Source organism: Saccharopolyspora flava, from assembly GCF_900116135.1.
GTDB lineage: Bacteria > Actinomycetota > Actinomycetes > Mycobacteriales > Pseudonocardiaceae > Saccharopolyspora > Saccharopolyspora flava.
On sequence record NZ_FOZX01000016.1, the window covers coordinates 15,358 to 26,177 of the forward strand.

12 protein-coding genes are annotated in these 10,820 nt (G+C 71.1%); 1 reads left to right on the top strand and 11 read right to left on the bottom strand.

Features of this window, described 5'->3' with window-relative positions; all coding sequences use genetic code 11:
• Positions 1-171: 171 nt before the first annotated feature.
• From BM424_RS27830 to BM424_RS27840, 4 genes are all read right to left on the bottom strand, one after another.
• Positions 172-357, bottom strand: a complete 186-nt coding sequence (locus BM424_RS27830; RefSeq protein ID WP_139274192.1) for a hypothetical protein — start codon at positions 355-357, stop codon at positions 172-174.
• A 55-nt stretch (positions 358-412) separates the two neighbouring features.
• On the bottom strand, positions 413-583 hold the full coding sequence (locus BM424_RS29035; RefSeq protein ID WP_175548294.1) for a hypothetical protein: 171 nt from the start codon (positions 581-583) through the stop codon (positions 413-415).
• A gap of 219 nt (positions 584-802) precedes the next feature.
• Positions 803-1,411, bottom strand: coding sequence for an Rv1733c family protein (locus BM424_RS27835; protein WP_093424222.1), 609 nt, complete (start codon positions 1,409-1,411; stop codon positions 803-805).
• 227 nt (positions 1,412-1,638) lie between these two features.
• On the bottom strand, positions 1,639-3,246 hold the full coding sequence (locus BM424_RS27840; protein ID WP_139274193.1) for a GTPase-associated protein 1-related protein: 1,608 nt from the start codon (positions 3,244-3,246) through the stop codon (positions 1,639-1,641).
• Positions 3,247-3,365: 119 nt separating this feature from the next.
• Between BM424_RS27840 and BM424_RS27845 the strand changes: the two genes are divergently transcribed.
• A complete protein-coding gene (locus BM424_RS27845; protein ID WP_093424228.1) occupies positions 3,366-3,989 on the top strand; it encodes a maleylpyruvate isomerase N-terminal domain-containing protein in 624 nt (207 codons plus the stop codon).
• A 1-nt stretch (position 3,990) separates the two neighbouring features.
• Here BM424_RS27845 and BM424_RS27850 read toward each other — a convergent pair whose 3' ends face one another.
• The 7 genes from BM424_RS27850 to BM424_RS27880 all read right to left on the bottom strand — a co-directional run bounded on the left by BM424_RS27850 (position 3,991) and on the right by BM424_RS27880 (position 10,805).
• On the bottom strand, positions 3,991-4,953 hold the full coding sequence (locus tag BM424_RS27850) for a heme o synthase (protein ID WP_093424230.1): 963 nt from the start codon (positions 4,951-4,953) through the stop codon (positions 3,991-3,993).
• A complete protein-coding gene (locus BM424_RS27855; RefSeq protein WP_093424233.1) occupies positions 4,950-5,339 on the bottom strand; it encodes a DUF3817 domain-containing protein in 390 nt (129 codons plus the stop codon). Before BM424_RS27855 ends, BM424_RS27850 begins: the two co-directional genes overlap by 4 nt.
• A 203-nt stretch (positions 5,340-5,542) precedes the next feature.
• Entirely contained in the window at positions 5,543-6,571 is a 1,029-nt protein-coding gene (locus BM424_RS27860) for an LLM class flavin-dependent oxidoreductase (protein ID WP_245776181.1), read from the bottom strand.
• Positions 6,572-6,904: 333 nt separating this feature from the next.
• Positions 6,905-8,194 carry a lysine N(6)-hydroxylase/L-ornithine N(5)-oxygenase family protein gene (locus BM424_RS27865; RefSeq protein WP_425442085.1) on the bottom strand — a complete coding sequence of 430 codons (1,290 nt, stop codon included), beginning with the start codon at positions 8,192-8,194 and terminating at the stop codon, positions 6,905-6,907.
• Between the two features lie 100 nt (positions 8,195-8,294).
• Positions 8,295-9,122 (bottom strand): siderophore-interacting protein, encoded by an 828-nt coding sequence (locus BM424_RS27870; RefSeq protein WP_093424241.1) that lies wholly within the window; start codon positions 9,120-9,122, stop codon positions 8,295-8,297.
• Positions 9,123-9,231: 109 nt separating this feature from the next.
• On the bottom strand, positions 9,232-10,605 hold the full coding sequence (locus BM424_RS27875) for an MDR family MFS transporter (protein ID WP_245776182.1): 1,374 nt from the start codon (positions 10,603-10,605) through the stop codon (positions 9,232-9,234).
• A gap of 11 nt (positions 10,606-10,616) precedes the next feature.
• The gene (locus tag BM424_RS27880) at positions 10,617-10,805 is read right to left on the bottom strand and encodes an MbtH family protein (RefSeq protein ID WP_093424246.1); all 189 of its coding nucleotides are present in this window, start codon (positions 10,803-10,805) and stop codon (positions 10,617-10,619) included.
• Positions 10,806-10,820 lie beyond the last annotated feature (15 nt).

Genomic DNA, 10,820 nt, shown 5'->3' on the forward strand with positions numbered 1-10,820 from the left:
CGGTCGGACACCGCTGTCTCGAACCCGGAAGGCAGCCTACCCAAGCAAGCACCCGCTTGGTAGCCCCACAGCAAGGGACAGTTTTAGCCATAATTGTCCGGACATAACGGACATTGATCATGGGTGATTATGGCTAAAACTGCCCCCTGGTGACGCACGCGCCCGGGTCCGCTACACCGGGTTCGCCTCGTCGCGCGAGATCGGCGCGGCGCTGGGCGGGTTCTCCCCGCTGGTGGCCTCCGCGCTGGTGCTCCAGGGCGGAGGCTCCGGGTGGCTGGTGGCGGTGTGGATGATCGCGACCGCTCTGATCTCGCTGGTCGCCTTCGCGTTCTCCCGCGCGACCAGGAGCGTGGACATCGCGGCGCCGGACACCGACTGCACACAGTCGTGAGGCCGACGCGTCCCCGTCAGATCAGCTGGCCACGGCGGTCGACTCGTCGTCGTCCGCGGCCTCGGTCAGCTCCGAGACGAACGACGGAGCGGGCGAGAACTGCCACGTGGTGTCGGCCGGGTCGCACAGCTCGTTGGCCAGCTGCTCGTAGATCGGCACGCCCTCGGCGGCCTCGGTCTTCTTCTCCCCCATTGCCGCGTCCCCTCGTCATCGTCAGCGGGCCCTCTGCATCGTCGACGGGCGAGGATCGGCCCTCGCCCTGCGATGACGTGCCCGCCTCGGCACCGACGGGCCCGTCAAAGGTGGCGTCCCGCTGTGGAGATCCACGCGGGTACCCAAACACAACGGCAGGCCCCACTGACAAGTTCGGCGGCAACATTTAACCCTTACGGGTGAAGATCGATTGCTACCTCAGCGCTGCGACCAGGTTCCCCCGCCCTGCACCAGGTCCCACTCACGACCCCAGGCGCGCATGCCGATCCGGCGCGCGGCGGCCTGCACCGCGCCGATCAGCGTGAAGCTGCCGATCTCCAGCACCACCAGCAGCAGGATCGCGGCGAACACCGCCGAGGCCGTCACCGACTGCGCGTCCGGCGGCGGCGGAACGCGATTCCCCTGCGGGTCGATCCACACCCGCACGGTGTCGCCGACCTTCGCCGAGGACGGCACCCGCATCCGGGAGCGCTGCTCGTGCACGCCGTGGCGCCACTGGACGACGGCCGTCGAGCTGACCGCGTCCTGGCTGTACACCTCGGAGACCGGGATGCTCAGCGAGGGCGGGGTGGTGACCACGGCGTTCACCGGCCGGCTCGTCGCCGCCGCCTGCTCGGCGCGCACCGACAGGTCCCGGTGCGTGGACTCGGCGAACAGGCCCGACACCGGAACGGCGATCATCGCGACCATCAGCAGCAGCAGCGTGAGCCCGGCCGCGAGCCGGTCGATCGGCCTGCGCAGCGGGTTCCTCCCGATGCTCAGCGAGTTGACCAGCCACGCCGCGTGCGCTTTGAGCGCCGCCCCCATGAGCGAACCTCCCGTGGATCCCTTGGGCGCAGGCACCCGCGGTGAGATCGCGGTGGCCCTGCGCAACGACTACCCACGAGGAGTATGCCCGGCGGGACATCGATCGTTATCGCACCGTGACCGGTCATACACTATCGATGTTCCGAATGTCCGCTATGAACCCGCAATGTCACGCTTTCGGCCGCACCGCAACACCTTCCGGTGAAGCAGGCGCGCTCGGCCGCCACTCAGCGACGCCGCTGCCACCACTTGCGGGTCGCGCGGTCCGGCTCGGCCGGGGTCGTGACGATCTCCTGCAGCCACTCGTGCCAGGCGGCGGCGTGGTCGGCGGCCGACAGCCGCAGCCGCTTGCTGACCCGGCGGTGATCGGCGCGCCTGCCGCTGCGCACCCACCGCTCCAGCTCCCGGTCGTAGGCGGTGCGCATCTCGGTCGAGGCCCCGTCGGACCAGGCCAGCACGAACGCCAGCGCCACGGCGGCGTCCCGGCGGGACTCCTCGGCCCGCTCGTCGCCGAAGATCGCGGGCAGCTCCCGCTGCAGCAGCTGCTGCAGGCTCGCTCCCGCACTGCCGATCGCGCGCACGGCCGCGCGGGGATCGGCCGCCAGCAGCGCGGTCACCAGCTCGGGCAACCGCGCGCGCAGCACCCGATCGGCGATGCCGGACAGCGATCCCACCTCGGAGCCGCGGCCGAACGCGACGATCCAGGACCGCACCCGGGCGTCGGCGGACCACAGCTCCCGCTGCTCGGTGCCCAGGTGGTGGCCGAGCACGCGCAGCAGGTCGAGCGAGCGGCCGGTGACCTTGGCCTTGTCGAGGACAGCGAACGCGCGCTGGGCGATCGATTCGGTGACGGCGGTGGCCGGCAGCGCCCCGATCAGCCGGTGCAGCTCGTCGACCGTGGGCTGGGCGGCGCCGAACAGGGCGGCCAGCACGGCCTCGGGCGTGTCGGGCAGATCGGGATCGCGCAGCCGCTCGGCGAACCGGTCGACGGTCTCGCGGCGGATGTCGCCGTTGGCGCGCACCGCGGCGGAGAGCACCGCGGCGTCCAGCGGCTCGAACGGGTCGACGGCGATGCTCCGCAGCAGCGGCCACCAGTGGTCGGTGACGGCGGCGAGCACGGTCTCGGAGTGCTGCAACCGGGCCACGAGCGTGGACCGCAGCAGGGCCACGAGGTCGTCGGAGCGGGGCCACAGCACCGGGTCCAGCCCGGCTTCGGGGTGCGAGGCCCACCAGCTGACGAAGCGCTCGGCGGTGTACCGGTGCGGCGGCAGGTCCACGCCGAACCGGGTCGCGGTGCGTAACAGCAGGTCGACGCGGTCCGGAGCGACCTCGTCGACGGCCTCGGACAGCAGCGCGCGGGCCTCCTCTGCCTCGTCGGCGCCCCACGGGTGCGGCGTCAGCGGCGAGTCCGGGACCCCGCCACCGGCCACGATCTGCGCGATCTCACCGCGCAGCAGGGCCATCCGGGCCTGCCCGGCGTGCTCGGCGGCGAGATCGGCGAGCACCTCGCAGGGCGGATCGGCGGCCAGCACCGCCGACAGGACCGGTCCGCGCACGTCGGCGGGGGCGCTGCGCAGCCAGGCCGCCAGCAGCGCGCAGTCCTCGGTGGCCAGCTCCTTGCCGAGCACGATCACCCCGGCCGCCAGCCGGTCGGCGGGACCCGCGTGCTGCTCGCCGCGGGAGCGGGCGAACTCGTCGGCCAGCTCGATGGAGTCGACGACCTCCACCGAGTCGGGCGTGAGGACGCGCGGCACCCAGCGCCTGCCCTCGGGTGCGGGCCGAGGCGGCTCGTCGGCACTCGGCGGTTCCGGCCGCGCCGGAATCCCTCCGCTCATCGCACGCTCCCGTTCCGCTGACGATCACCGGGCCACCCGAAGAGATTATCCGCGCACCCCGACCACGCGTGAGTGAATAGGTACCGCAGGCCGAAAACCTGCCGATCGAGAGGAGCCGCATGATCATCGACGCCCTGGATCAGACCTGGCAGGCCTGGGCCCGGCTCGGCGAGCAGCTCGACGACGAGCAGTGGGCACGACCGACCCGGCTGCCGGGCTGGACCGTCAAGGACGTCTACACCCACGTCAGCCCGTTCCCGTCGGCGACGAAGGCCGGCATCGAGGCCCCCTCCCCCGACGCGCCGGTCAGCCACGACGACGCCGCGGCGCTGCTGGCGTTCATGCAGCGGCCGGGCGGGGTGGCCGAGCAGAGCGCGGAGCTGCTCAAGGAGTCCGCGACCGCGCGAGCGCAGACGATGTCCACCGACGAGCTGATCGCCCAGTTCGCCGAGATCGCCCCGCAGGCCGTCGCCGAGCTGCGCGAGACCGACCTGGAGCGCACGGTGCACTACGGCGGGTTCGCGGTGGTTCCCGCGCGCGAGGCGCTGCGGATCTTCGTGCTGGAGGGCGTCGCGCACTACCTCGACATCGCCGCGGCCCTGGAGCTCGACCGCCCCGGCCCGATGGCCGGTGAGGCGCTGCGGGTGACGGTCGACCTGCTCGCCGAGACCGCCGACCCGGTCGCGTTCATCGACGCCGCGACCGGGCGCACCTACACCCCGGTGCTGCCGGTGATGCGCTGATTCAGCCGATCACCGGGGTGAGCGCCGAGTCCACGGCGATCGCCACGAACACCAGCGTCAGGTACGAGTTCGACAGGTGGAACAGGGTCATCGGCTTGAGCGCCAGGCCCTTGCGGGCGTTGTTGTGCAGGCGCTGCGCGACCACCAGGAAGATCACGCCCGAGATGCCGGCCAGCGCGATGTAGACCCAGCTGGTGACCGGGAACAGCAGCATCGTGCAGCCGACGGTGGCCCAGCTGTAGGCGAGGATGCGGGCCGAGACCTGCTTGGTGGTGGCCACCACCGGCAGCATCGGCACGCCCGCGCGGGCGTAGTCGTCCTTGTACTTCATGGCCAGCGACCAGAAGTGCGGCGGCGTCCACAGGAACACCACGCCGAACATGACGATCGCGGGCCACTCGACCTTGCCGGTCACCGCGGCCCAGCCGACCACCACGGGCATGCAGCCCGCGGCGCCGCCCCAGACGATGTTCTGCGAGGTGCGGCGCTTGAGCACCAGCGTGTAGACGAAGACGTAGAACAGGATCGCGGCCGTGGACAGCGACGCGGCCAGCAGGTTCGCCCCGAGCCACAGCACCAGGAACGACACGACGCCGAGCGCGATGCCGAAGATCAGCGCGCTGCGGCGCGGCACCTCGTAGCGCACCAGCGGGCGCTTCTTGGTGCGGTCCATGACGGCGTCGATGTCGGAGTCGGCGACGCAGTTGAGCGCGTTGGCGCTGCCCGCGGACATGGCGCCGCCGACGAGCGTGACGATCACCAGCCACGGCGACGGGATGCCGCGCTGGGCGAGGAACATCGCGGGGATGGTCGTGACCAGCAGCAGCTCGATGACGCGCGGCTTGGTCAGCGCGAAGTAGGCGCCGATCACCGTGCGGCGCCGCACCGGCTTCTCCGGTGCGGGCTGCTCCGACGGGGTCTGGTCCGACGCGGTCTGGTCCACGGACTCGGGGATGGCTGTCATGAGGCGGTTGTTTCCTCCGCGGTCTGCTGCTGCACGATCGGCTTGCCCGCCATCCGCAGCTCGTGCCAGCGCACGACCTTGCGCTCGGCGAAGAACGCGCCGAACGGGATGGTTCCGGCCAGCAGGACCAGCAGCATCCGGCCGAGCGGGACGCGCAGCTGAGTCGTGGCCACCACGGCCACCAGCAGGTAGACCATGTAGAGCCAGCCGTGCGCGATGCCGATCGTGGTCACCCACGTCGTACCGGTTTCCTGCGTCGCCGAACCTTCGGGACACAGGCCGAGGAAGTGGCCGTACTTGAGCACCATGGCGGCGCACAAGAGGATCAGCAGCACGGCAGTGACGTACGCCATGATCCGGTAGAAGATCAGCACACCAGGCTTCACGCCAATCCCTCAATCCCGCGTAGTGCCCCACACCGTCGCGCCCGCGTTCGGGCGCCTGGCAACACCGGTGTCAATAGACCGTACGACACGCGCAACTCGAGCCCGCCCGCGACCTCGACCTAGAGTGGCGAGCCACACTCCCCCGCCGGAAAACCGCTGCGCTCGCCGCACGAACACCCCGGTCCCCGGCGGGAGGGGACGCATCAGGTCATCCGGTAGGCCTTGGCGATGAGCTCGAAGGAGCGGAGCTTGGTGGCGGCGTCGGGCAGGTTGGCGGTGAGCATCAGCTCGTCGACGCCGGTGCGCTCGCGGAGCTCGTCGAGACCAGCCCGGACGGTGTCGGGGGTGCCGTAGACGGCGTCGGCCAGCCAGTGGTCGACGAAGGCCTGGTCGAGCTCGGTGTAGGGGTAGTCGCGGGCCTGCTGACGGGTGGGCTGCTTGCCCGGGGAGCCCTGGCGGAGCTTGAGCATGCTCAGCGCGATGGGGCGGATGATGTCCAGGGCCTCCTCGTCGGTGTCGGCGGCCACGGCCTGCACGCCGATCATCGAGTAGGGCTCGTCGAGGACCTCGGAGGGCTGGAAGGACTCGCGGTAGAGCTCCAGGGCGGGCAGCGTGTTCTGCGCGCTGAAGTGGTGGGCGAAGGCGAACGGCAGCCCGAGCGCGCCGGCCAGCTGCGCGCTGAACCCGCTGGAGCCCAGCAGCCACACCGGAGGCAGCGGCCCGTGCGGCACGGACTGGACCCCGGCGTAGGGGTGGTCGATCGGGAAGTCGTCGTCGAGGAACGCGATCAGCTCGCCGAGCTGCTGCGGGAAGTCCTCGGCCGACAGCGGTCCCTCGGTCCGCCGCAGCGCCCGCGCGGTGGCCTGGTCGGTGCCGGGCGCGCGCCCGACACCGAGGTCGATGCGCCCGGGGTGCAGCGCCTGCAACGTCCCGAACTGCTCGGCGACGACCAGCGGCGCGTGGTTGGGCAGCATCACGCCGCCGGAGCCGAGCCGCAGCGTCGTGGTGTGCGCGGCCAGGTGCGCGATCACCACCGCGGGCGAGGAGCTGGCGATGCCGGGCATCCCGTGGTGCTCGGCCACCCACATCCGGTGGAACCCGAGCTCCTCCACCCGCTCGGCCAGCTCCGTCGTCGCCGCCAGGGCGTCCGACGGCGAGTCCTCCACCCCCACGGTCGCCAGGTCCAGCACGGACAACGGCACCGGCGCGTCACCGCGGGCCACCCCGCGCACGGGGCTCCCACCACTCACAAGTCCACTCATCGCTCCCTACAACCACCCAACCCCCAACACTGTTCCCACCCACCAACCCACCGATCACCCCGGTAACCGGACACCCGATTACGCCGGTATTCGGGGACCCGAATACGCCGGTAACCGGGTACCGGATTACCGCCGTAATCGGGAACCGGAATACCGCCGTAATCGGGAACCGGAATACCGCCGTAATCGGGTCCCCGAATACGGCGGTAATCGGGGAGCGGAATACGGCGGTAATCGGGGAGCGGAATACGGCGGTATTCGGGGTTCCCGTTGGGACCCGGGGTGGTCCGGGTGGGGAGCGGGTTAGTAGTGGGAGAGGGCGTAGTCCCTGGTGGGGGCCTTGCGGTGGGTGAGCAGGGAGTCTCGGATCTCGCCTGCGCGGACGGCGCCGTTCGAGAGCAGCGAGGACGTGATGCCGTGGGTGTGCTCGGTGCCGCCCTGGAGGTAGATCGCGCCGGGCAGGTCGCCGGTGGTGCGCACCCGGTAGTCGCGCTCGACCTGCAGCGAGCCCTGCTCGTCCCACTCGCAGTGCCGGGCCAGCTCGCCCAGCAGCGTGTAGGGGTCGCGGGGACGGCAGCCGGTGGCGTAGACGAGCAGGTCGGCATCGAGGACGCTGCGCTCGCCGGTGGGCTGGAACTCGACGGTGACCCGCGCCCCGTCCGGGCGGGTGTCGACGTCGACGAGCCTGCTGGCGTTGTGGATCCGCAGCCGCTCGGCGCCGCGCACCTTCTCCTGGTAGGCGCGGGCGTAGAGCTCCTCGATCAGCTCCAGGTCGACCACCGAGTAGTTGGTGTTGCGGTGGTAGTCCATGAGCTTCGCCCGGACCTCGGGCGAGGACGCGTAGAAGTCGTCCACGGCCTGCGGGTCGAAGATCCGGTTGGCGAAGGGGCTGTCGTCGGCGGGGCTGTAGCCGTAGCGGCCGAACACCGCGCACACCTCGGCGTCGGTGAAGGTGCGGTGCAGGTAGTCGGTCACCTCGGCGGCCGACTGCCCGGCGCCGACGACCACGCAGCGCCGCGGCGCCTCGGTCAGCTCGCCGACCCGGTGCATGAGGTCGAGGTTGTGCCACACGCGCTCGCCGAGCTCGGCGCCCTCGGGCACCGAGGCCTCCAGGCCGAGCGCCAGGACGATGTTGCGCGCCTTGTGCACGGCCAGCTGCCCGCCGTGCCGGACGACGACCTCGTAGTGCTCGTCGACGGGGTGGACCTCGACGACCTCGGAGTCGTAGCGGACCACGTCGTCGAGCCGCTCGGCCGCCCACGCCAGGTAGTCGTGGTACTCGACGCGGGTGGGGAACAGCGTCTTGTGGTTGATGAAGTCGGCCAGCCTGCCCTTGTCGTGCAGGTAGGACAGGAACGAGAAGTCGCTGGCCGGGTTGCGCATGGTGACCAGGTCCTTGAGGTAGGACACCTGCATCGTGGTGCCCTCGATCAGCATGCCCCGGTGCCACCCGAACTCCGGCTGGCGTTCGAAGAAGACCGCGTCGACGGGGTCGTCGGCGTCGCGGTTGTGCTCCTCCAGCGCGATCGCCAGCGCCAGGTTGGAGGGCCCGAAACCGATCCCGAGCACGTCGTGGACTTTCTCTTGGTTCAGCACCGCAGACACGTGTCCCCTCGGTTCGCCGGAGCCCGACTCGCGGGCGCGACCGCGCACCGGCGTGACCGCAGGTCAGGCCGGGTGGTCGCCGCGTCGGTCAGTCCCGATCGTGGTTGTGCTTGTCGTGGTATTCCGTCTCGGCCATGCCGTACTTCCAGTACCCGATGGCCAGCACGGACCGGGCGTCCATGCCTCGCTCGTCGCGCAGGTGCCGCCGGATGCCGCGCACCACGCCGGACTCCCCCGCCACCCAGGCGGAGACGTCGACGTCGGCGGGCACGTCCAGCTCCTGCACGGCGTTGATCAGTTGGCGCGACAGGCCCGCGGAGGTGCCGTCGCGGTGCATCCAGGTCCACCGCAGGTCCGGCGGGCACTGCACGTGCTGCCGGTCGGCGGCGGTGTCGACCTCGACGAGGACGTGGCCGCGCGCGGTGGGCGGCATCTCCTCGACGAGGCTGGAGATCGCGGGCAGCGCGGTCTCGTCGCCGACCAGCAGGTACCAGTCGGCGGCCCGGCAGGTCCTGCCGCCGGGCCCCATCACGCCGAGGCGGTCGCCGGGCCGCGCGTGGCGGGCCCAGTTGGAGGCCACCCCGTGCTCGCCGTGCATGACGAAGTCGATGTCGAGCTCGCCGCGCGACTCGTCGTAGCGGCGGACGGTGTAGGTGCGCATGGTGGGCCGGACCTCGGGTTCCGGCCAGGTGTACCGGCCGGTCTCGGGGTCCAGCTGCGGGAGCACCGGGCGCTGCTGGCCCTGGCGCGGCACGAAGACCTTGACGTTGGGTCCGGTGTGCTGGTCGAGGAAGCCTTCCAGCTCCTCGCCGCCGAGGGTGACCCGCCGCATGGACGGGCTGAGCTCGGTGGTGCGCAGCACCTCGAGGTCGCGTGCCGGGGGCCGGTTGCGCCGGAGTCGATCCGCAGTACCCATCGACCGTGCGTTCCTTTCCGCTCCACCAACGATCACTCAGTTAAGGCTAGCCTAACCATAGATCGGACGATTGTCTTCCCCGTGGTGGCTCAGATCTCCCGGAGCTCGCTCAGCGCCCCGCCGCGACCGGTTCTCGTTGCGGCGCCACGACTTCCGTCACCCGCAGCGCGAGCAGCACCCCGACGACCGCGAACCCGGCCGAGGTCAGCATCGCCAGGTGGTAGGAGCCCAGGCCCGGGCCCGCGGCGGCGAGCACGCTGGCCGTGATGGCCACGCCGAGCGCCGAACCGACCTGCCGCTGCACGTTGAACAGCGTCGACGCGCCGCCGGTGTCGGTCTTGTCGATGGTGCTGAACGCGATCACCTGGAGCTCGGCCGTGGCGGCCCCGACGAAGAAACCGGAGGCCAGCTGGACGAACGCGGCCAGCCACGCGTCGTGCGGTCCGATGGCGTTCATCAGCGCGAACGAGACCGCCGCGCCCAGCATCGCCACCGAGATCAGCAGCCGCGGCCCGAACCGGCGGTGCGCCCAGGCGACCAGCTGCGAGGCGATCATCAGACCGACCGCCTTCGGCAGCGTCACCAGGCCCGTCTCCCACGCCGAAGCGCCCAGCTCCACCTGGTACATCAGCGTGAACCCGTAGAGCGTGCCGAGGAATCCGACCAGGCAGGTGAACAGGATCAGGCTCGCCCGGCGGAAGTGGTCGTCGGCGAACAGCCGCAGGTCGAGCATCGGTTGCTCGGTGCGCAGCTGGGACCGCACCAGCAGGCCCAGCAGCACGAGCCCGGCCGCACCGGCGCACCAGCTCAGCGCCGCCGACGTCCCGCTCGCGATGCCTTCGAGGCTGAAGACCACCAGTCCGAGACCCGGTGCGGCGAGCGCGAAACCGCGCAGGTCGAAGCGCTTGTCCGGCGCCTCCACGTGCTCGCGCAGCAGCAGCGCGCCGAAGACCAGCGCGGCCAGGCCGATCGGCAGGTTCACGAAGAACCCCCACCGCCAGGTCAGGTGCTCGACGAAGAACCCGCCCAGCACCGGTCCCAGCGCGGGCGCGACCGCCGTCGGCAGCAGCAGCACCCGGGACAGCCGGATCCGCTCGGCAGGCGGGTAGGCGCGGAACAGCAGCGTCAGCGCGACCGGGCTCATCACCCCGCCGCCCGCGCCCTGCAGCACCCGCGCCAGGGTCAGCTGCAGCAGGTCACCGGAGAACCCGCACAGCGCCGAGGCGAGCACGAACGTCCCGAACGCGGCCAGGAACACGCGTTTCGTGCCGAAGCGGTCGCCGAGCCAGCCCGAGATCGGGATGCACACCGCGAGGCTCACCAGGTAGCCGACGTTGACCGCCGACGCCGAGCTCGCCGACACCGAGAAGTCCTCGACCAGCGCGGGAAGCGCCACGTTGACGATCGTGGCGTCCATGCCGTTCATGAACATCGCCGCGACGTAGCAGACGCACACCGCCACCTGCGGGTTCACCCGCCGCACCGCGGTGACCATCAGCGGGCCGGCCGCATGTCGGTCCAGTGCACCTCGATGTGATCGACGCAGGACTGCCGGTCGGTCGGCCCGTGCGCGACGGTCCACCCGGCGGGCACCTCGATCGCGGCCGGCCACAGCGAGTACTGGTCCTGATCGTTGATCAGGGCGTAGTACTGCGCGTCCGGATCCTCGAACGGGTTGGTCATCGGTTCGTTCCTCCT

What these genes read in the sequence shown, in the direction of transcription:
- BM424_RS27830 (WP_139274192.1), bottom strand. Translation starts at nt 357, where the DNA reads ATGTCCACGCTCCTGGTCGCGCGGGAGAACGCGAAGGCGACCAGCGAG.
- BM424_RS29035 (WP_175548294.1), bottom strand. Translation starts at nt 583, where the DNA reads ATGGGGGAGAAGAAGACCGAGGCCGCCGAGGGCGTGCCGATCTACGAG.
- BM424_RS27835 (WP_093424222.1), bottom strand. Translation starts at nt 1,411, where the DNA reads ATGGGGGCGGCGCTCAAAGCGCACGCGGCGTGGCTGGTCAACTCGCTG.
- BM424_RS27840 (WP_139274193.1), bottom strand. Translation starts at nt 3,246, where the DNA reads ATGAGCGGAGGGATTCCGGCGCGGCCGGAACCGCCGAGTGCCGACGAG.
- BM424_RS27845 (WP_093424228.1), top strand. Translation starts at nt 3,366, where the DNA reads ATGATCATCGACGCCCTGGATCAGACCTGGCAGGCCTGGGCCCGGCTC.
- BM424_RS27850 (WP_093424230.1), bottom strand. Translation starts at nt 4,953, where the DNA reads ATGACAGCCATCCCCGAGTCCGTGGACCAGACCGCGTCGGACCAGACC.
- BM424_RS27870 (WP_093424241.1), bottom strand. Translation starts at nt 9,122, where the DNA reads ATGGGTACTGCGGATCGACTCCGGCGCAACCGGCCCCCGGCACGCGAC.
- BM424_RS27880 (WP_093424246.1), bottom strand. Translation starts at nt 10,805, where the DNA reads ATGACCAACCCGTTCGAGGATCCGGACGCGCAGTACTACGCCCTGATC.